The organism is Escherichia sp. 94.0001 (genome assembly GCF_013369155.2).
Lineage (GTDB): Bacteria > Pseudomonadota > Gammaproteobacteria > Enterobacterales > Enterobacteriaceae > Escherichia > Escherichia coli_F.
In genome coordinates, this window is sequence record NZ_JABWMS020000001.1 from 126,664 (window position 1) to 146,446 (window position 19,783).

General features: G+C 51.3%; 19 protein-coding genes. 11 read left to right on the forward strand and 8 right to left on the reverse strand.

Annotation, left to right across the window (positions count from 1 at the left end):
* Positions 1-108 precede the first annotated feature (108 nt).
* From gshB to metK, 6 genes are all read right to left on the reverse strand, one after another.
* The gene (gene gshB / locus HEN33_RS00585) at positions 109-1,059 is read right to left on the reverse strand and encodes a glutathione synthase (protein WP_000593273.1); all 951 of its coding nucleotides are present in this window, start codon (positions 1,057-1,059) and stop codon (positions 109-111) included.
* Between the two features lie 12 nt (positions 1,060-1,071).
* The gene (gene rsmE / locus HEN33_RS00590; protein WP_001300912.1) at positions 1,072-1,803 is read right to left on the reverse strand and encodes a 16S rRNA (uracil(1498)-N(3))-methyltransferase; all 732 of its coding nucleotides are present in this window, start codon (positions 1,801-1,803) and stop codon (positions 1,072-1,074) included.
* Positions 1,804-1,882: 79 nt separating this feature from the next.
* On the reverse strand, positions 1,883-2,590 hold the full coding sequence (endA, locus tag HEN33_RS00595; protein WP_000286517.1) for a deoxyribonuclease I: 708 nt from the start codon (positions 2,588-2,590) through the stop codon (positions 1,883-1,885).
* Positions 2,591-2,684: 94 nt separating this feature from the next.
* Positions 2,685-3,182, reverse strand: a complete 498-nt coding sequence (locus HEN33_RS00600; protein ID WP_001296359.1) for a SprT family zinc-dependent metalloprotease — start codon at positions 3,180-3,182, stop codon at positions 2,685-2,687.
* A gap of 76 nt (positions 3,183-3,258) precedes the next feature.
* Entirely contained in the window at positions 3,259-4,653 is a 1,395-nt protein-coding gene (galP, locus tag HEN33_RS00605) for a galactose/proton symporter (protein ID WP_001352953.1), read from the reverse strand.
* A gap of 485 nt (positions 4,654-5,138) precedes the next feature.
* Complete coding sequence (gene metK / locus HEN33_RS00610) at positions 5,139-6,293, reverse strand: methionine adenosyltransferase (protein WP_105276721.1); 1,155 nt, start codon at positions 6,291-6,293, stop codon at positions 5,139-5,141.
* A 55-nt stretch (positions 6,294-6,348) separates the two neighbouring features.
* Between metK and yqgD the strand changes: the two genes are divergently transcribed.
* The 6 genes from yqgD to speB all read left to right on the forward strand — a co-directional run bounded on the left by yqgD (position 6,349) and on the right by speB (position 10,997).
* On the forward strand, positions 6,349-6,600 hold the full coding sequence (gene yqgD / locus HEN33_RS26765) for a protein YqgD (RefSeq protein ID WP_001305310.1): 252 nt from the start codon (positions 6,349-6,351) through the stop codon (positions 6,598-6,600).
* Between the two features lie 110 nt (positions 6,601-6,710).
* Positions 6,711-6,854: a protein YqgG gene (gene yqgG / locus HEN33_RS26770; protein ID WP_001297404.1), complete on the forward strand. Its 144-nt coding sequence runs from the start codon at positions 6,711-6,713 to the stop codon at positions 6,852-6,854.
* A 93-nt stretch (positions 6,855-6,947) separates the two neighbouring features.
* Positions 6,948-7,079, forward strand: a complete 132-nt coding sequence (gene yqgB / locus HEN33_RS00620; protein WP_001360961.1) for an acid stress response protein YqgB — start codon at positions 6,948-6,950, stop codon at positions 7,077-7,079.
* A gap of 8 nt (positions 7,080-7,087) precedes the next feature.
* A complete protein-coding gene (gene speA / locus HEN33_RS00625) occupies positions 7,088-9,064 on the forward strand; it encodes a biosynthetic arginine decarboxylase (protein WP_176262830.1) in 1,977 nt (658 codons plus the stop codon).
* A gap of 145 nt (positions 9,065-9,209) precedes the next feature.
* Positions 9,210-9,941, forward strand: a complete 732-nt coding sequence (locus HEN33_RS00630; protein WP_088541725.1) for a hypothetical protein — start codon at positions 9,210-9,212, stop codon at positions 9,939-9,941.
* A gap of 135 nt (positions 9,942-10,076) precedes the next feature.
* Complete coding sequence (speB, locus tag HEN33_RS00635; RefSeq protein ID WP_000105566.1) at positions 10,077-10,997, forward strand: agmatinase; 921 nt, start codon at positions 10,077-10,079, stop codon at positions 10,995-10,997.
* 141 nt (positions 10,998-11,138) lie between these two features.
* Here the strand turns inward: speB and loiP are convergent, their stop codons facing one another.
* The gene (gene loiP, locus HEN33_RS00640; protein WP_000701841.1) at positions 11,139-11,897 is read right to left on the reverse strand and encodes a metalloprotease LoiP; all 759 of its coding nucleotides are present in this window, start codon (positions 11,895-11,897) and stop codon (positions 11,139-11,141) included.
* A 276-nt stretch (positions 11,898-12,173) separates the two neighbouring features.
* Between loiP and tkt the strand changes: the two genes are divergently transcribed.
* Positions 12,174-14,165, forward strand: a complete 1,992-nt coding sequence (gene tkt, locus HEN33_RS00645) for a transketolase (RefSeq protein ID WP_176262829.1) — start codon at positions 12,174-12,176, stop codon at positions 14,163-14,165.
* Between the two features lie 219 nt (positions 14,166-14,384).
* Here the strand turns inward: tkt and HEN33_RS00650 are convergent, their stop codons facing one another.
* A complete protein-coding gene (locus tag HEN33_RS00650) occupies positions 14,385-15,293 on the reverse strand; it encodes a prohibitin family protein (protein ID WP_000646925.1) in 909 nt (302 codons plus the stop codon).
* A 375-nt stretch (positions 15,294-15,668) separates the two neighbouring features.
* Here HEN33_RS00650 and cmtB point away from each other — a divergent pair, with 375 nt between their 5' ends.
* From cmtB to glpX, 4 genes are read left to right on the forward strand one after another with little or no spacing between them, the layout of a single operon-like run.
* On the forward strand, positions 15,669-16,112 hold the full coding sequence (gene cmtB / locus HEN33_RS00655) for a PTS mannitol transporter subunit IIA (RefSeq protein WP_176262828.1): 444 nt from the start codon (positions 15,669-15,671) through the stop codon (positions 16,110-16,112).
* A 27-nt stretch (positions 16,113-16,139) separates the two neighbouring features.
* On the forward strand, positions 16,140-17,528 hold the full coding sequence (gene cmtA, locus HEN33_RS00660; protein WP_088541722.1) for a PTS mannitol transporter subunit IICB: 1,389 nt from the start codon (positions 16,140-16,142) through the stop codon (positions 17,526-17,528).
* A gap of 14 nt (positions 17,529-17,542) precedes the next feature.
* A complete protein-coding gene (locus HEN33_RS00665) occupies positions 17,543-18,820 on the forward strand; it encodes a zinc-binding dehydrogenase (protein ID WP_000853198.1) in 1,278 nt (425 codons plus the stop codon).
* A complete protein-coding gene (gene glpX, locus HEN33_RS00670; RefSeq protein WP_176262827.1) occupies positions 18,817-19,782 on the forward strand; it encodes a class II fructose-bisphosphatase in 966 nt (321 codons plus the stop codon). Before HEN33_RS00665 ends, glpX begins: the two co-directional genes overlap by 4 nt.
* The last annotated feature ends 1 nt before the right edge of the window (position 19,783 follow it).

Sequence of the window (19,783 nt, forward strand, 5' to 3'; positions counted from 1 at the left end):
TGTCAGAGGTTCTGTTTCCTGGTTCAAAAAAGCAACAGCGCCCAGTATGCGTGGAAAGAAGGGCGCTGTCACTCAGAGTCTCAACGAGATCCTTCTCGCTAAGGTGGGTTACTGCTGCTGTAAACGTGCTTCGATGGCATCCATTAACATTCCGGTGATCGACACCGGAAACTCTGCTTCAATCTCACGAATACAGGTTGGGCTGGTGACGTTAATTTCAGTCAGACGGTCGCCAATGATATCCAGACCAACAAAAATCAGCCCTTTTTCTTTCAGCGTCGGTCCGATCTGACGGGCGATTTTCCAGTCACTCTCCGTTAGCGGACGAGGTTCACCGCGACCACCGGCAGCCAGATTGCCACGGGTTTCGCCCCCCTGCGGAATACGCGCCAGGCAGTACGGCACCGGTTCGCCATCCACCACCAACACGCGTTTGTCGCCATCTTTAATGGCTGGCAGGTAATTTTGCGCCATGCAGTAGCGAGTGCCATGCTCAGTCAGGGTTTCGGCAATCACGCCGAGGTTTGGATCGCCTTCTTTCACGCGGAAAATCGACGCGCCGCCCATACCGTCAAGCGGCTTAAGAATGATGTCGCTGTGTTTCTCCCAGAACGCTTTCAGCTGTGCTTTATTGCGCGTAACCAGCGTTTCTGGCGTTAAGTCAGAGAACCAGGCGGTAAACAGTTTCTCGTTACAGTCGCGCAGGCTTTGCGGCTTGTTAACGATCAGCGTCCCTTTCTCTTCGGCACGTTCCAGAATATAGGTCGCGTAGATAAACTCGGTATCAAACGGCGGGTCTTTACGCATCAGGATCACATCGAGATCGGCCAGCGGCAGATCCTGTTCACCGACGAACGAAAACCACTCTTCGTAGTTCTGCTTCACGTTCAGCGTGCGGGTATGGGCGCGGGCTTCGCCATTGATCAGATACAGATCGCCCATCTCCATATAGTGAAGTTCGTAACCACGACGCTGTGCTTCCAGCAACATAGCGAAACTGGAATCTTTCTTGATGTTGATGTTTGCGATGGGGTCCATCACGATGCCGAGCTTGATCATTATTCTTCTCCGTTAGCCCAAATCGCCAAATCGTACTTGTAGCGCGGTAATGGCGGTGAGCGCAGTTGTCTCTGTACGCAAAACGCGAGGTCCCAACAGGATATCAGTAAATTGATAGCGAGCAGTCATGGCAATTTCATCTGCCGATAAACCGCCTTCCGGGCCAATCAGCAGGCGGACGCGTTCAACCGGTAACGGCAACGTGTTGATGCTGTTACTGGCGCGCGGGTGAAGATTCAGTTTCAGTCCTTCATCCTGCTCTGCGCACCAGGCTTCCAGATCCATCGCAGGACGGATTTCCGGTACCCGGTTACGACCACACTGCTCACAGGCAGCAATTGCAATCTTCTGCCACTGCTGGAGCTTCTTGTTCAGACGTTCACTATCCAGTTTAACGCCGCAGCGCTCAGAAAAAAGTGGCGTAATGAGGCTTACACCGAGTTCGATCGATTTCTGGATCGTAAATTCCATTTTTTCGCCACGCGACATCACCTGACCGAGGTGAATATGCAGCGGAGATTCACGATCGTCGAGTTGGCCTTCCAGCACTTTCACTTCCACGCTTTTTTTGCTGGCGCTGGTAATTTCGGCGTCAAAGACCTGGTTGCTGCCGTCAAATAATTGCAACGCCTGCCCCGGCCCCATACGCAGTACGCGCCCGATATGGTTGGCGGCATCTTCGCAAAGCGCGATGTGAGAATGGCTGGTCAGTGGTTCAGGATGATAAATGCGGGGGATACGCATAGTTAAAAATCCGCGTCGTCTCCCCACGCGGTTGTACGCGTGGGGTAGGGGTTAACAAAAAGAATCCCGCTAGTGTAGGTTAGCTCTTTCGCGCCTGGCAAGCGCGTTGCACATACGGGTTATGATTGCCCTGCACCTTCGCGATGCGTTCATCGCGCTCGCACTCCCAGTCGGTAACCGGATACATCTTGTTCCATGCGTTAAACAGCTGCGTTTGCTGGCGAGAGAGTGTCAGGTTGTATTGGTCACGCATATAGAAGTAGGTGCGCGCAATGGCACCGCGTGCACGTGCTGGTGGCTCGGCGGCTTTTTCTTTGAAATCGACCTTCATAGCGCATTGACCGTACTGGCCTTCGCCGCCATTCCACTGGCTGTACATAAAGTTGCCGCGATCGCCATTCACCTCGCCGACTGACGGTTGCAGGTTATGCATATCGCTTTCCATCTTGCGATAGACCGGATCTTTGGCACAGTTTTTACGTCCACCGTCCTGCCAGCACTGGCGCTGGTGACCGAATTGCCAGGCGGGAACAACGTGTTCCCACTCTACGCGGCTGGCGCGGTTTTCATTTTTGCGCACCTGATAGCCGCACGATTGCAGATCAACAACGCCTTTTTTGCCCTGCCAGTTAATTTTACATCCGCAATAAAACGTACCGGGCGCGTCAGCGTGGACTTTTACCGCTGCGGCTTTCGCCTGAGAAAAACTATTGATACCTTCGGCCAACGTCGGGCCGGAAAATGCTGCGCTCAGTACCACCGCAGCAATAGACAAATAACGGTACATCACTTACTCCGTGTTAAAACGAGCCAGCAACGTAGCGAAAGTTGTTTTGGTATGCAATCAGCCAGATCAGGAAAGTTCCTGATAGTTCAGGTGGTTATTTTGCAATCAGCTGTTCACCGCAATGAACACAGCGATAGACGGCCTCGCCACGAACTACGCGATTATGGCGGCGTACGGTAAGCTGATGTTCCTGGCACTTGCAGCGGTAGGGGAAGGTGTTGCGACGCACGGATTGCAGTTCAAACTGGTGCGTACGACGAGCGGGAACGCCCAGCACGCTTTCCATCATCCATTTCCACTCTTTGCCATGTGGCGCTACGCGGCCGAAATGTTTCCATACCAGCAAATGTGCCAGTTCGTGTGGCACCACTTCTTCAATAAAGGCTTCGCTGTTTTCCAACAGTAAAACCGGATTGAGGCGAATTTCATAGCTTTCAAGCCAGGCTGTTCCGGCGGAGGTTCCGCGCTGGGTGTAAGAAAGTTTTGGCTCCGGGTAGTTACGCCCCAGCTTCAGGTTGGCCTGGGCGAGCTTTTCCCGCAGGCGACGCATAACGGCCTGTTGGATGGCAATAGGGAGACGGGATGTTTTCATAGCGGCAGAGGATAGAGCGAAGAAAAGATGGCTGCAAGAGGTGGCTTCCTCCACGACGGGAGGAAGCCTGATGAGATTAATCGTGAGCGCCGATTTCGCGCAGTTTACGACCTTTCATCAGATTACGTTCAATATGTTCCAGCGAAACGTGTTTGGTTTCCGGTACCAGCCACAGTGTCAGCAGAATAAACAGTACGTTCAGAGCCGCATACACCCAGAAGGTGTTGGCGTTACCCAGCGTGTTGAGCATGGTCAGGAACGTTGCGCCAACGATCATGTTGGCAATCCAGTTGGTGGCGGTAGAGCAGGTGATGCCAAAATCGCGGCCTTTCAGCGGCTGAATTTCGGAGCACAGTACCCAAATCAGCGGACCGGCACTCATGGCAAAGCCGACAATAAACATCAGCAGCATGGCGATAGCGAAATACTGCGCCGACGGAGAGTGGATACCGATATGCATCATTGTACCGAGTATGCCCATGCCAGCAGCCATCACTAGGAAGCCCAGCGTTAGCGTTGGTTTACGTCCCCAGCGGTCAACAAGGCCTATTGCGATAAAGGTGGCGAGTACGTTGGTGAGACCGACGATCACTGTCCCCCACATTTGCTCGGTGGTGTTGGTATAACCCGCCAGTTCGAAGATTTTCGGCGCGTAATACATGATGACGTTCATCCCGGTGAATTGCTGCATTACCTGCAACAGTACGCCAAGGAACACCGCGCGGCGGAAGTTGCTGTTCTCTTTAAACAGCGCCCAGCCACTCTGTTTAACCTGCAAACTTTCACGGATTTCATCCAGTTCGCGTTTCGCTTCCGCACTGGTGTCGCGCAGGCGCAGCAGCACGCGCTCGGCATCAACAAAACGGCGTTTGGCGGCAAACCAACGTGGGCTGTCTGGCAGGAAGAAAACACCAATCAGCAGCAAAATTGCCGGGATGATAATCACACCCAGCATCCAGCGCCATGCACCGGTGTAGCTGAAGGCGGTATCAGAAAGATAAGCACCGAGGATCCCGATAGTGATCATCAACTGATACATCGAGATCATACTGCCGCGAATTTTTTCCGGCGCAATTTCAGAGAGGTAAAGAGGTGCGGTATAAGAGGCCACACCCACCGCCAGCCCCAGCAGAACGCGGGAAAGAATCAGTACTTCAACGTTTGGCGCAGCCGCAGAGAACAGTGAACCAGCAACAAACAGAATTGCGCCGATCATCAGGCTCTTTTTGCGCCCGAGTTTAAAGGAGAGCCAGCCGCTACCCACCGCACCGACTGCCGCACCGAACATCATGGAGCTTACGACCCATTCTTGTGTGTGCGAAGTAATCTGGAATTCATCAGCAATAAACGGCAGTGCGCCAGCAATTACACCGATATCCAGGCCAAAGAGTAATCCCGCCAGAGCGGCAAGGAAGCAGACGAAAAACGTCATTGCCTTGTTTGACCGCCCCTGTTTTTTAGCGTCAGGCATGATGCCCTCCAAAATGGTTATTTTTTATTGTGAATTAAGATAGGTGAGTACGACGTAAAAAGATGTGAAGCAAATCACATCAGTGTAATCGCTTACACTAACATTTATCTTAGTTATGATTTAAGTGCATGAAAATAATTGAGTTATATCATCATAGATTAAACGCAGTTATCTGCAATTAAGACTTTACTGAAAAGAAATGTAACAGCTGTGAAAACTGAATAATAATATGAAAATATTACAAATATTTGGCTGGTGTGGTGGGTGTAATCGGTTTCAGTCGTGGTGATGATTTGAGGGTAAAACGTGTTCAGGAAGAATGATGTTATTGTGCAGGCGGTTTTTTTTGCCGGATGCGGCGTGAACGCCTTATCCACTTACATGTGACAGCGGTTGTGGGCCTGATAAGCGTAGCGCATCAGGCATTTCTCTGGAAAAGAAAAAGGCCAGCGCGAGGCTGGCCTTTGAAAGCAGGTGAAGAAAGATTACTTCAGACCGGCAGCATCGCGCAGCAGCTGCGCTTTGTCGGTTTTTTCCCACGGGAAATGTTCACGACCAAAGTGACCGTATGCTGCGGTTTCTTTGTAGATCGGGTGCAGCAGATCCAGCATCTGAATCAGACCGTATGGACGCAGGTCAAAGAACTCACGTACCAGCAGAGTCAGTTGTTCAGAAGGCACTTTCTCGGTACCGAAAGTTTCCACCATGATGGAGGTCGGTTCAGCCACGCCGATTGCGTAGGAAACCTGAATTTCACAACGATCGGCCAGGCCAGCCGCAACGATGTTTTTCGCGACATAACGTGCTGCGTACGCTGCGGAACGGTCCACTTTTGATGGATCTTTACCAGAGAACGCACCGCCACCGTGACGTGCCATGCCGCCGTAGGTATCAACGATAATTTTACGACCAGTCAGACCGCAGTCACCCATCGGACCACCGATAACAAAACGACCGGTCGGGTTGATGAAGAACTTGGTTGCAGAAGTCATCCATTCAGCGGGCAGAATCGGCTTGATGATCTCTTCCATCACCGCTTCTTGCAGCGATTTCTGGTCGATCTCTTCAGAGTGCTGAGTGGAAAGCACGACAGCATCGATACCAACGATTTTGCCGTCGTCATACTGGAAAGTCACCTGGCTTTTCGCGTCCGGGCGCAGCCACGGCAGAGTGCCGTTTTTACGTACTTCAGCCTGACGCTGAACCAGACGGTGTGCATAGGTGATAGGTGCTGGCATCAGCACGTCGGTTTCATTGGTTGCGTAGCCAAACATCAGACCCTGGTCGCCCGCGCCCTGTTCCAGCGGATCGGCACGGTCAACGCCCTGGTTGATATCAGGGGACTGTTTGCCGATAGCGCTCAGAACCGCACAGGAGTTAGCGTCAAAGCCCATGTCGGAATGTACATAGCCAATTTCGCGAACGGTGTTACGGGTGATCTCTTCGATGTCTACCCAGGCGCTGGTGGTGATTTCACCGCCAACTAAAACCATGCCGGTTTTTACGTAGGTTTCGCAAGCAACTCGTGCTTTCGGATCCTGTTCGAGGATCGCGTCTAAAACGGCATCAGAGATTTGGTCAGCAATTTTGTCAGGATGCCCTTCAGAGACGGACTCGGACGTAAAAAGGTGTTTTGCCATATTTAATATCACCTAAAGAGAATTTGGTTAGCTCAAACTGTTGTGTGGATTTTCTGTGGTAGCGGATCCTACCACGACTCTGCAGGTTAAAAACACTGGCAGTCTGAGTGTTAATCGGTATGGATGGATTAACATCTGGATGGCTATTTTAGGTCAGTTCTTCACCCAATTTCCACTTTTTTTTGAATCGTGTCTCATTCTGTTAAAAACGTGGCTGGAAATTTTTCCTGACAATGCTGGCATTCTGCGTATTTATCTTTTGCAATTTTCTGCCATTGTGGGGTATAAAACGCGGCGCGCGGCTTAAATAAAAAGCACACGACGTTTCTTTCGTGTTGCCACTTCCAGCCGGGTTGAAATCAGAGTTTTGGCTTGTGGGTTCGTCTTAACAGGCGGCCGTGGAGGTGATACGAAATAATGAACCGTTGTCTGCTGCTTAACCTGTCTCACCGTTCTGGTGAAGATTCGTTCCCCGCACTCTGCATCTCTGCTTTGCATACCTGCCGATGTTATACCCATCTCGGCGCTTCTCAGGATTCAAGAGCTGGTTACAGTTACTGAGGACTGAACAAGGGCGCTCTTGTAAAAACAAGAGTTTTCTCGTGGTTTCGCCGAACTGTCACACTTACGTTCGGTTATGTGTTTAATAATGTTATGAAAAAGAAACCGGTTGCGCAGTCGGAGCGTCAGCATACTTTGCTGGAAAATCCGTGTGCTTATGGGTTGTTATCGCAGTCCCAGGCTGCGATAGTCGTTAACTGTTTTACACTTAATAAAATAATTTGAGGTTCGCTATGTCTGACGACATGTCTATGGGTTTGCCTTCGTCAGCGGGCGAACACGGTGTACTACGCTCCATGCAGGAGGTTGCAATGAGCTCCCAGGAAGCCAGCAAGATGCTGCGTACTTACAATATTGCCTGGTGGGGCAATAACTATTATGACGTTAACGAGCTGGGTCACATTAGCGTGTGCCCGGACCCGGACGTCCCGGAAGCTCGCGTCGATCTCGCGCAGTTGGTGAAAACTCGTGAAGCACAGGGCCAGCGTCTGCCTGCACTGTTCTGTTTCCCACAGATCCTGCAGCACCGTTTGCGTTCCATTAACGCCGCGTTTAAACGTGCGCGGGAATCCTACGGCTATAACGGCGATTACTTCCTCGTTTATCCGATCAAAGTTAACCAGCACCGCCGCGTGATTGAATCCCTGATTCATTCGGGCGAACCGCTGGGACTGGAAGCAGGCTCGAAAGCAGAGTTGATGGCGGTGCTTGCGCATGCTGGCATGACCCGCAGCGTCATCGTCTGTAACGGTTATAAAGACCGTGAATATATCCGCCTGGCATTAATTGGCGAGAAGATGGGGCATAAGGTCTATCTGGTCATTGAGAAGATGTCAGAAATCGCCATTGTGCTGGATGAAGCCGAACGGCTGAACGTCATCCCGCGTCTGGGTGTGCGCGCGCGTCTGGCGTCACAAGGTTCTGGCAAATGGCAGTCTTCCGGCGGGGAAAAATCGAAGTTCGGCCTGGCAGCGACTCAGGTACTGCAACTGGTTGAAACCCTGCGTGAAGCCGGACGCCTCGACAGCCTGCAATTGTTGCACTTCCACCTTGGTTCGCAGATGGCGAATATTCGCGATATCGCCACAGGCGTTCGTGAATCAGCCCGCTTCTATGTTGAGCTGCACAAGCTGGGCGTCAATATTCAGTGCTTTGATGTCGGCGGTGGTTTGGGCGTGGATTATGAAGGTACTCGTTCGCAGTCCGACTGTTCGGTGAACTACGGCCTCAATGAATATGCCAACAACATCATCTGGGCGATTGGTGATGCGTGTGAAGAAAACGGTCTGCCGCATCCGACGGTAATCACCGAATCGGGGCGTGCGGTGACTGCGCACCATACCGTGCTGGTGTCTAATATCATCGGCGTGGAACGTAACGAATACACGGTGCCGACAGCGCCAGCAGAAGACGCGCCGCGTGCGCTACAAAGCATGTGGGAAACCTGGCAGGAGATGCACGAACCGGGAACTCGCCGTTCTCTGCGTGAATGGTTACACGACAGCCAGATGGATCTGCACGACATTCATATCGGCTATTCTTCAGGCACTTACAACCTGCAAGAACGCGCGTGGGCTGAGCAGCTTTATCTGAGCATGTGTCACGAAGTGCAAAAGCAGCTGGATCCGCAAAACCGCGCACATCGCCCGATTATCGACGAATTGCAGGAACGTATGGCGGACAAAATGTACGTCAACTTCTCGCTGTTCCAGTCGATGCCGGACGCATGGGGGATCGACCAGTTGTTCCCGGTTTTGCCGCTGGAAGGGCTGAATCAAGTTCCGGAGCGGCGCGCCGTGCTGCTGGATATTACCTGTGACTCTGACGGTGCCATCGACCACTATATTGATGGTGATGGTATTGCCACAACAATGCCTATGCCGGAGTACGATCCAGAGAATCCGCCGATGCTCGGTTTCTTTATGGTCGGCGCATATCAGGAGATCCTCGGCAACATGCACAACCTGTTTGGTGATACCGAAGCGGTTGATGTGTTCGTCTTCCCTGATGGTAGCGTAGAAGTGGAACTGTCTGACGAAGGCGATACCGTGGCGGACATGCTGCAATATGTACAGCTCGATCCGAAAACGCTGTTAACCCAGTTCCGTGATCAAGTGAAGAAAACCGATCTTGATGCTGAACTGCAACAACAGTTCCTGGAAGAGTTCGAGGCAGGTTTGTACGGTTATACCTATCTTGAAGATGAATAATTAAGATTATTCCGCTATCGGGTCGATTTATTTACGTAAATCGGCCCGCTTTCTTTTTATATATTCTTAAAAATAATTTAGCTGCTTTCCTTATTGAATAATCTCCCTACAATCGCTGCATTAATTAAATGCAGAGGGAACGGTTATGAAAAAATGGAAAGTACGTAGCGCGTTGGTGGCATTAGTCGTGCTGCTGGCCGGTTGTTCCAGTAATGCGCAGTATAATAGCAGTGCATCGGGCAATGTCGGCACCGCCTGGGGTGGGGATGTGCACTCAACGGTTCAGGGCGTATCTGCTGAACGAGCCTGGCGCGATCCGGCAGAGATGATCGTTATTAGTTATTCGACTAATGTTCCTTCCGGCTACGACCGCGTTTATAGCATTCGTATTAACGAACTTGAATATGCTATTCGCGATGGTAATTTTAATTCTCTACCTATTACGCGGATTTATAATTCATCAGGTAAAGAACTACGCTATATAGTCCATGCCAGAGTAGGAATGAATTACCAATTATATGTCCGCAATTACAGTCGTAACACCAACTACGAGATCGTTGCGACAGTTGATGGCCTGGATGTTCTCAATGGTAAACAAGGTTCCCTGAATAACAACGGCTATATTGTGAATGCCGGGGATTCGTTGGCGATTAAAGGATTCCGCAAAGATAAACATACCGAAGCGGCTTTTCAGTTCGCCAACGTTGCGGATTCCTACGCAGCCAATTCGGCGCAAGGCGATGTGCGTAATACCGGTGTAATCGGCTTTGCCGCCTTTGAATTACAAGGCCCGGCGCAAAACGCGCTGCCACCGTGCTCTGGACAAGCGTTTCCGGCGGACAACAATGGCTATGCGCCGCCACCGTGTCGGAAATAGTAACCTCGCTTGATGCCTCGCCCATTTAAGGCGATAATTAGCACAAAATTGTGTTTCGCAAATCCAACCCTTCCTCGTCGGGCCTAACGACGCGGAAGGGTTTTTTTATATCGACTTTGTAATAGGAGTCCATCCATGAGCACCTTAGGTCATCAATACGATAACTCACTGGTTTCCAACGCCTTTGGTTTTTTACGCCTGCCGATGAACTTCCAGCCGTATGACAGCGATGCTGACTGGGTAATTACCGGCGTGCCGTTCGATATGGCCACTTCTGGTCGTGCGGGTGGACGCCACGGTCCGGCGGCGATCCGTCAGGTTTCAACAAATCTGGCCTGGGAACACAACCGCTTCCCGTGGAATTTCGACATGCGCGAGCGTCTGAACGTGGTGGACTGCGGTGATCTGGTATATGCCTTCGGCGATGCCCGTGAGATGAGCGAGAAACTGCAGGCACACGCAGAAAAACTGCTGGCTGCTGGTAAGCGTATGCTCTCTTTCGGTGGTGACCACTTTGTCACGCTGCCACTGCTGCGTGCTCATGCGAAGCATTTCGGCAAAATGGCGCTGGTACACTTTGACGCCCACACCGATACCTATGCGAACGGTTGTGAATTTGACCACGGCACTATGTTCTATACCGCGCCGAAAGAAGGTCTGATCGACCCGAATCACTCCGTACAGATTGGTATTCGTACCGAGTTTGATAAAGACAACGGCTTTACCGTACTGGACGCCTGCCAGGTGAACGATCGCAGCGTGGATGACGTTATCGCCCAGGTGAAACAGATTGTAGGTGATATGCCAGTTTACCTGACTTTTGATATCGACTGCCTGGATCCTGCTTTCGCGCCGGGCACCGGTACGCCGGTGATCGGCGGCCTGACCTCCGATCGCGCCATTAAACTGGTACGTGGCCTGAAAGATCTCAACATTGTTGGGATGGACGTAGTGGAAGTGGCTCCGGCATACGATCAGTCGGAAATCACCGCTCTGGCAGCAGCGACGCTGGCGCTGGAGATGCTGTATATTCAGGCGGCGAAAAAGGGCGAGTAAGCGCCAGATGCGATGTCGCCCGTAGGCCGGATAAGATGCGTCAGCATCGCATCCGGCATTGCGGACAGGGTAACAAATGTGCCATTCATGTCAGATGCGGCGTGAACGCCTTATCTGACCTACGTTCGGCACCACCAGGCTTTACTTAATCCCATCCGCGCTCATACGATCGCGAATATGCTGGGCGCGTTCGGCGGATGCCGGATGGTCGTCAAACATTGAGCTTTGGCGGCCTTCTTCCAGTTTCGCCAGTTTTTCAAAGCTGGTGGCAAGACCAGCCGGGCTGATGCCGCGTTGGCGCAGAAGATCGTAAGAATAATCATCGGCTTCTGCTTCCTGGCGCTGGGAGAATTGCGAATTGACTAATTTCTCGCCCAGATCACCAAGTTGCGATTGCGATAAACTGCCGACAATCCCGCCCGCAGAGGCTGCCGCGACTCTCACGGCGTTGGTACCTAATGCAACTTGCATCCCTTTCTTCACATGGCCTAACGCGACGTGCCCCATTTCGTGACCGATCACCGCTTCGACTTCGTTATCCGTCATCATATCCATCAGCCCGCTATAGACGCGGATACAGCCGTTTGCCATCGCAAAAGCATTCACATCCTTCGCCATATACACTTTGTAATTCACCGGCTGACCGTTGATATTGTTGCCTAGCGCATTGGCAATAGTTGTCAGACGTTTAGCGTATTCGCTATTGGCTGGCGCAATCGTCGCCTTGCTGTCCATCTCCTGGCATGCCTGATCGCTCAGGGCTTTCACCTGCGCATCACTCAAACTGTAAGCCTGAAAAGCTTCCGCTCCTGATGAGAGCAGTCCGTTGGAGTCCATATTCTGGCAACCGGTCAGTACCGTTGCCACGCTCATTGCTACCAATAAGGCGCGAATTTTCATGTTTTCTCTTCCGCACAAGGTCAGGATTATTCTAAAAATGCACCGTTTGCAGGTGAATCGACGCTCAGTCTCAGTATAAGGAAAAGCGCAGCGGACGGGCGAGCGTTTGCGCAACATGCGAGCATGATCCAGAGATTTCTGAAGCGGCAAAAGGATGTTCCATGTACATGACGCGCGGCTTGCGGTAAATTGTTGGCAAATTTTCCGGCGTAGCCCAAAACGCGCTGTCGTCAAGTCGTTAAGGGCGTGCCCTTCATCATCCGATCTGGAGTCAAAATGTCCTCACGTAAAGAGCTTGCCAATGCTATTCGTGCGCTGAGCATGGACGCAGTACAGAAAGCCAAATCCGGTCACCCGGGTGCCCCTATGGGTATGGCTGACATTGCCGAAGTCCTGTGGCGTGATTTTCTGAAACACAACCCGCAGAATCCGTCCTGGGCTGACCGTGACCGCTTCGTGCTGTCCAACGGCCACGGCTCCATGCTGATCTACAGCCTGCTGCACCTCACCGGTTACGATCTGCCGATGGAAGAACTGAAAAACTTCCGTCAACTGCATTCCAAAACTCCGGGCCACCCGGAAGTGGGTTACACCGCTGGTGTGGAAACCACTACAGGTCCGCTGGGTCAGGGTATTGCCAATGCAGTCGGTATGGCGATTGCAGAAAAAACGCTGGCGGCGCAGTTTAACCGTCCGGGCCACGACATCGTCGACCACTACACCTACGCCTTCATGGGCGACGGCTGCATGATGGAAGGCATCTCCCATGAAGTTTGCTCTCTGGCGGGTACGCTGAAGCTGGGTAAACTGATTGCGTTCTACGATGACAACGGTATCTCTATCGATGGTCACGTTGAAGGCTGGTTCACCGACGACACCGCAATGCGTTTCGAAGCTTACGGCTGGCACGTTATTCGCGGCATCGACGGTCATGACGCGGCATCCATCAAACGCGCAGTAGAAGAAGCGCGCGCAGTGACTGACAAACCGTCCCTGCTGATGTGCAAAACCATCATCGGTTTCGGTTCACCGAATAAAGCCGGTACGCACGACTCCCACGGTGCGCCGCTGGGCGACGCTGAAATTGCCCTGACCCGCGAACAGCTGGGCTGGAAATATGCACCGTTCGAAATCCCGTCTGAAATCTATGCTCAGTGGGATGCGAAAGAAGCAGGCCAGGCGAAAGAATCCGCATGGAACGAGAAATTCGCTGCTTACGCCAAAGCTTATCCGCAGGAAGCCGCTGAATTTACCCGCCGTATGAAAGGCGAAATGCCGTCTGACTTCGATGCCAAAGCGAAAGAATTCATCGCTAAACTGCAGGCTAATCCGGCGAAAATCGCCAGCCGTAAAGCGTCTCAGAATGCGATTGAAGCGTTCGGCCCGCTGTTGCCGGAATTCCTCGGCGGCTCTGCTGACCTGGCACCGTCTAACCTGACCCTGTGGTCTGGTTCTAAAGCAATCAACGAAGATGCTGCGGGTAACTACATCCACTATGGTGTTCGCGAGTTCGGTATGACCGCGATTGCTAACGGTATCTCCCTGCACGGTGGCTTCCTGCCGTACACCTCCACCTTCCTGATGTTCGTGGAATACGCACGTAACGCCGTACGTATGGCTGCGCTGATGAAACAGCGTCAGGTGATGGTTTACACCCACGACTCCATCGGTCTGGGCGAAGATGGCCCGACTCACCAGCCGGTAGAGCAGGTCGCTTCTCTGCGCGTGACCCCGAACATGTCCACATGGCGTCCGTGTGACCAGGTTGAATCCGCGGTCGCGTGGAAATACGGCGTTGAGCGTCAGGACGGCCCGACTGCGCTTATCCTCTCCCGTCAGAACCTGGCGCAGCAGGAACGTACTGAAGAGCAGCTGGCAAACATCGCGCGCGGTGGTTATGTGCTGAAAGACTGTGCCGGTCAGCCGGAACTGATCTTCATCGCTACCGGTTCTGAAGTTGAACTGGCGGTTGCTGCCTACGAAAAACTGACTGCTGAAGGCGTGAAAGCGCGCGTGGTTTCCATGCCGTCTACCGACGCATTCGACAAGCAGGATGCGGCTTACCGTGAGTCTGTACTGCCGAAAGCGGTTACTGCACGCGTTGCGGTGGAAGCTGGCATTGCTGACTACTGGTACAATTATGTTGGCCTGAACGGTGCTATCGTCGGCATGACCACCTTCGGTGAATCTGCTCCGGCAGAGCAGTTGTTCGAAGAGTTCGGCTTCACCGTTGACAACGTTGTTGCGAAAGCAAAAGCGTTGCTGTAATCGGTAAGATGCTTTGTGAGAAGGGCCGCGAAAGCGGCCCTTCAGATTATTGGCAAAGTGCGCGTTGTTCATATCGGATGCGGCGTGAACGCCTTACCCGACCTACAAGATCGTGCAAATTCAATATATTGCAGGAAGTATGTAGGCCTGATAAGCGTAGCGCATCAGGCAGTTTTGCCTTTGCCATCAGTCTCAAGGGCCGCGAAAGCGGCCCTTTTTTTACTTAGTAGAGATAAACGGAACTGTACTGCCGGGGATCATGGTATCGGGTAGCTTACCGTCCCAACGCTCAGCAGTGGTGAGGGCAACAAGTCCGGGATTATCCCGCAGAGCTTCACCGCGCAGGCGGATCGCTTCTGCTTCAGCCGCACTTTTTAAACGAATAGTTTCAGCCTCTGCCGCGCCTCTTACGCGAATAGTCTCAGCTTCTGCTTTGGCTGCCGCCAGTTTACTGTCTGCTTCTGCCTGGGCCTGAGTTACCGCTATTTGCGCCTGGATTTTCTCTGTTTCCAGATTTTGCTTACGTGTGGCAATGGCGACTTCTGCTTTCATTCGATCTTCAATCGATTTTTCATAAGCGTCAGAAAAATCAATATTTTCAATCTGGACACCATCAATCACCACCGGGCCAACAACGGCTTTACGCATTGCATTTTGCAGATCCTGAACCAGTTTTGTACGATCCTGTACCGCGCTGATGGCGGTATATTGGCCGAAAACGTTCTCCAGTTGAGTTGGCAACTGACGGACAATCAGACGATCTTTTAATGCTTCAATGGTGTTGTAGGTTGTATAAACTGCGCCAGCTTCTGAAGGCTTAATATGAAAACTAACCGACACGGTCATTTGTGCCGGTTGCTGGTCGCGGCTGTAGGCCTGTAATCCCTGATAAACCACAGCCTGATTACGCGTGGAAATTTTCTCTACGCTTTCCATAAAAGGGATCTTAAAACCCAGACCCGGCTCGGCAACTTTTACGATTTTTCCGTAGCGCAGCAAAATGCCGCGTTCACCTTCATTAACGGTGTAATACGAGAGAAATGGCAGCACAACCACGGTAAGCACGCCAATGGCGATAGCAATAGATTTTTGTGGGCGAAATGAGGTTATTGAAACAGGCGCTTTCATGAGAATCTTCCTTGAGTAAAGTGTGGGAATATGTCACATGAGGTGAGGAGAAAACAGCCAACAGGTGAGAATTCAGAATCTATAAAGGGGGAGAGCGAAAAACATCGGCTAAAAAAGTATGTTTTCGAACATTCAATAGATAAATAGAGATATGCATCACAAATACATAGGCAGATAAAACATTGGTTTTGTGATAAACATAACAAACACAAACTTGACTTTATAAGTATAAATTTCATGTTGTTGTTATTTAACATTTTATTATTTTGGTTCATGTTTTTTTTCTTCTCGCGTGCCCAATTGCTTTCATTAAATCGCACGAGTATTTTATTTTTACCGCCGGACGGTACCCTAAAAATAAAATAAGGATAATTTATGCGGCTTATTGATTATTTTCCAGAATCATCAATCTCAGTTATACATTCAGCAAAAAATTGGCAGGAAGCTATCAATTTCTCGATGGCATCATTGCTGGATAAAAACTATATCAGCGAGAATTACATTCAGGCTATTAAAGATTCCACCATTAACAATGGCCCTTATTATATTCTCGCACCAGGCGTGGCAATGCCTCATGCGCGACCGGAATGTGGGGCGCTTAAAACCGGGATGTCTTTGACGTTACTTAAACAAGGCGTTTATTTTCCGGGGAATGACGAACCGATTAAATTACTTATCGGTCTTTCTGCTGCCGATGCCGATTCGCACATTGGTGCTATTCAGGCGTTAAGTGAATTGCTGTGCGAAGAAGAAATACTTGAACAACTCTTAACTGCAACATCAGAAAAACAATTAGCGGACATTATCAGCCGCGAATAATGACTCTCTCCTCTACAGGATAATATTATGGAAAACAAGTCTGCTCGTGCAAAGGTCCAGGCTTTTGGGGGCTTTTTGACGGCAATGGTCATCCCCAATATTGGTGCTTTTATTGCCTGGGGTTTTATTACTGCATTATTTATTCCTACTGGTTGGTTGCCTAACGAACATTTCGCCAAAATTGTCGGCCCGATGATTACCTATTTATTGCCCGTAATGATTGGTTCTACCGGTGGCCATTTAGTCGGCGGTAAACGCGGCGCAGTCATGGGCGGAATAGGGACAATTGGTGTAATCGTCGGCGCAGAAATCCCGATGTTCCTTGGTTCAATGATCATGGGACCGTTAGGTGGGCTGGTCATAAAATATGTTGATAAGGCACTGGAAAAACGCATACCTGCTGGTTTTGAGATGGTTATCAATAACTTCTCATTAGGTATCACCGGGATGCTCCTTTGTCTGCTGGGTTTTGAAGTTATCGGCCCGGCGGTGTTAATTGCCAATACTTTCGTCAAAGAGTGTATTGAGGCGCTGGTACATGCGGGCTATCTGCCTTTGCTGTCAGTCATCAATGAACCGGCGAAAGTGCTTTTCCTCAATAACGCGATAGATCAGGGCGTCTATTACCCGTTGGGGATGCAACAGGCTTCAGTTAACGGTAAATCCATCTTCTTTATGGTGGCGTCCAACCCTGGGCCTGGCTTAGGACTGCTGCTGGCGTTTACTTTGTTTGGTAAAGGGATGAGTAAACGTTCTGCGCCCGGGGCGATGATTATTCACTTCCTCGGTGGGATCCACGAACTGTATTTCCCGTATGTGCTGATGAAGCCGCTGACCATTATTGCCATGATTGCCGGCGGTATGTCTGGCACCTGGATGTTTAACTTACTGGACGGTGGTCTGGTGGCTGGTCCAAGTCCGGGGTCTATCTTTGCTTACCTTGCACTGACGCCGAAAGGCTCGTTCCTGGCGACAATTGCCGGTGTTACGGTAGGTACCCTGGTGTCCTTTGCTATCACTTCCGTAATACTGAAGATGGAAAAAACGGTGGAAACGGAGAGCGAAGATGAGTTTGCGCAGTCCGCCAATGCGGTTAAGGCGATGAAACAAGAAGGTGCATTCTCGTTAAGCCGGGTTAAGCGTATCGCCTTTGTTTGCGATGCGGGAATGGGCTCCAGCGCGATGGGCGCAACCACCTTCCGTAAGCGCCTGGAAAAAGCGGGGCTGGCAATTGAAGTAAAACATTACGCGATAGAAAACGTGCCTGCGGATGTGGATATCGTCGTTACTCACGCTAGTCTGGAAGGGCGCGTGAAACGCGTGACGGATAAACCGCTGATATTGATTAATAACTATATTGGCGATCCCAAACTCGACACTTTATTTAATCAATTAACCGCTGAACATAAAAACTGATTGCCGAGGTAAAAATGAAAACCAAAGTTGCTGCTATTTATGGCAAGCGGGATGTCCGTCTGCGCGAATTTGAACTGCCCGAAATTACCGATAATGAACTGCTGGTGAGTGTAATTTCTGACAGTGTGTGTTTATCGACCTGGAAAGCGGCGTTACTCGGTAGCGAACATAAACGGGTGCCCGACGATTTAGAAAATCATCCGGTCATTACCGGGCATGAATGTGCCGGGATTATTGTTGAAGTGGGGAAAAATCTTACCGACAAATATAAAAAAGGCCAACGTTTTGTATTGCAACCGGCGATGGGGCTACCAAGCGGGTATTCTGCGGGATACAGCTACGAATATTTTGGCGGTAATGCTACCTATATGATTATTCCGGAGATCGCCATTAACCTGGGCTGCGTATTACCCTATCACGGATCTTATTTTGCTGCGGCGTCTCTGGCAGAGCCGATGTGCTGCATTATTGGCGCTTATCATGCCAATTATCACACCACGCAATATGTTTATGAGCATCGCATGGGCGTGAAACCTGGTGGCAATATTGCGCTGCTGGCGTGTGCGGGCCCGATGGGGATAGGCGCTATCGATTACGCTATTCACGGCGGCATACAACCGTCGCGGGTAGTGGTGGTCGATATCGACGACAAACGCCTGGCACAGGTGCAGAAGCTGCTGCCGGTGGAGCTGGCGGCCAGCAAAGGCATTGAGCTGATATATGTGAATACCAAAGGAATGGCCGATCCGGTACAGAAGCTGCGGGCGCTGACAGGAGATGCTGGGTTCGATGACATTTTTGTTTATGCGGCGGTGCCTGCTGTCGTTGAGATGGCTGACGAATTACTGGCGGAAGATGGCTGCCTGAACTTCTTTGCCGGGCCGACGGATAAAAACTTCAAAGTGCCGTTTAATTTCTACAACGTCCATTACAACAGCACGCACGTCGTCGGTACATCGGGTGGTTCAACGGACGATATGAAAGAGGCGATTGCCCTGAGCGCCACGGGGCAGTTGCAACCGTCGTTTATGGTGACGCATATCGGTGGTCTGGATGCAGTGCCAGAAACCGTTCTCAATTTACCGGATATCCCCGGTGGTAAAAAACTCATTTACAACGGCGTTACCATGCCGCTCACCGCCATTGCCGATTTTGCCGAAAAAGGCAAAACAGATCCGCTGTTTAAAGAGCTTGCGCGGCTGGTTGAGGAAACGCACGGCATCTGGAATGAACAGGCCGAGAAATATCTGCTGGCGCAATTTGGCGTTGATATCGGGGAGGCCGCGCAATGATGTCCCTGGCGTGGCCATTATTTCGCGTTACGGAGCAGGCAGCGTTGGCTGCCTGGCCGCAAACCGGATGTGGCAACAAAAATAAAATTGATGGCCTGGCGGTCACCGCGATGCGCCAGGCATTAAACGATGTCGCTTTTCGTGGGCGAGTGGTCATCGGCGAGGGAGAAATTGACCATGCGCCGATGCTGTGGATTGGCGAAGAGGTGGGCAAAGGCGATGGGCCAGAAGTCGATATCGCAGTTGATCCCATTGAAGGCACGCGGATGGTGGCGATGGGGCAGAGCAATGCGCTGGCGGTCATGGCTTTCGCCCCTCGAGATAGCCTGTTACACGCGCCCGATATGTATATGAAAAAACTGGTTGTTAATCGGCTGGCGGCGGGCGCGATTGATCTGTCTTTGCCTCTGGCGGACAACTTGCGCAACGTGGCGAAAGCGTTAGGCAAACCGCTGGACAAGCTGCGTATGGTTACGCTGGATAAACCGCGCCTGAGTGCCGCAATTGAGGAAGCAACACAGCTGGGCGTGAAGGTTTTTGCCCTGCCGGATGGCGATGTCGCCGCCAGCGTGCTGACCTGCTGGCAGGATAATCCTTACGATGTGATGTACACCATCGGCGGTGCGCCGGAAGGTGTTATTTCTGCCTGTGCTGTTAAAGCATTGGGCGGGGATATGCAGGCCGAGCTGATTGATTTTTGCCAGGCAAAAGGGGATTACACGGAAAATCGGCAGATTGCAGAGCAGGAGCGCAAGCGTTGCAAGGAAATGGGCGTTGACGTTAACCGTGTGTACTCGCTCGATGAACTGGTGAGGGGGAACGATATCCTCTTTAGCGCTACGGGCGTGACGGGCGGCGAGTTGGTGAATGGTATCCAACAGACGGCGAATGGGGTGCGGACGCAGACATTACTGATCGGCGGCGCGGACCAAACGTGTAATATAATAAACTCCCTGCATTGAT

Excerpts from the sequence above, each read along its gene's own strand:
- gshB (WP_000593273.1), bottom strand. The coding sequence starts at position 1,059 with ATGATCAAGCTCGGCATCGTGATGGACCCCATCGCAAACATCAACATC.
- rsmE (WP_001300912.1), bottom strand. The coding sequence starts at position 1,803 with ATGCGTATCCCCCGCATTTATCATCCTGAACCACTGACCAGCCATTCT.
- endA (WP_000286517.1), bottom strand. The coding sequence starts at position 2,590 with ATGTACCGTTATTTGTCTATTGCTGCGGTGGTACTGAGCGCAGCATTT.
- HEN33_RS00600 (WP_001296359.1), bottom strand. The coding sequence starts at position 3,182 with ATGAAAACATCCCGTCTCCCTATTGCCATCCAACAGGCCGTTATGCGT.
- galP (WP_001352953.1), bottom strand. The coding sequence starts at position 4,653 with ATGCCTGACGCTAAAAAACAGGGGCGGTCAAACAAGGCAATGACGTTT.
- metK (WP_105276721.1), bottom strand. The coding sequence starts at position 6,293 with ATGGCAAAACACCTTTTTACGTCCGAGTCCGTCTCTGAAGGGCATCCT.
- yqgG (WP_001297404.1), top strand. The coding sequence starts at position 6,711 with ATGAACCGTTGTCTGCTGCTTAACCTGTCTCACCGTTCTGGTGAAGAT.
- yqgB (WP_001360961.1), top strand. The coding sequence starts at position 6,948 with ATGAAAAAGAAACCGGTTGCGCAGTCGGAGCGTCAGCATACTTTGCTG.
- speA (WP_176262830.1), top strand. The coding sequence starts at position 7,088 with ATGTCTGACGACATGTCTATGGGTTTGCCTTCGTCAGCGGGCGAACAC.
- HEN33_RS00630 (WP_088541725.1), top strand. The coding sequence starts at position 9,210 with ATGAAAAAATGGAAAGTACGTAGCGCGTTGGTGGCATTAGTCGTGCTG.
- speB (WP_000105566.1), top strand. The coding sequence starts at position 10,077 with ATGAGCACCTTAGGTCATCAATACGATAACTCACTGGTTTCCAACGCC.
- loiP (WP_000701841.1), bottom strand. The coding sequence starts at position 11,897 with ATGAAAATTCGCGCCTTATTGGTAGCAATGAGCGTGGCAACGGTACTG.
- tkt (WP_176262829.1), top strand. The coding sequence starts at position 12,174 with ATGTCCTCACGTAAAGAGCTTGCCAATGCTATTCGTGCGCTGAGCATG.
- HEN33_RS00650 (WP_000646925.1), bottom strand. The coding sequence starts at position 15,293 with ATGAAAGCGCCTGTTTCAATAACCTCATTTCGCCCACAAAAATCTATT.
- cmtB (WP_176262828.1), top strand. The coding sequence starts at position 15,669 with ATGCGGCTTATTGATTATTTTCCAGAATCATCAATCTCAGTTATACAT.
- cmtA (WP_088541722.1), top strand. The coding sequence starts at position 16,140 with ATGGAAAACAAGTCTGCTCGTGCAAAGGTCCAGGCTTTTGGGGGCTTT.
- HEN33_RS00665 (WP_000853198.1), top strand. The coding sequence starts at position 17,543 with ATGAAAACCAAAGTTGCTGCTATTTATGGCAAGCGGGATGTCCGTCTG.
- glpX (WP_176262827.1), top strand. The coding sequence starts at position 18,817 with ATGATGTCCCTGGCGTGGCCATTATTTCGCGTTACGGAGCAGGCAGCG.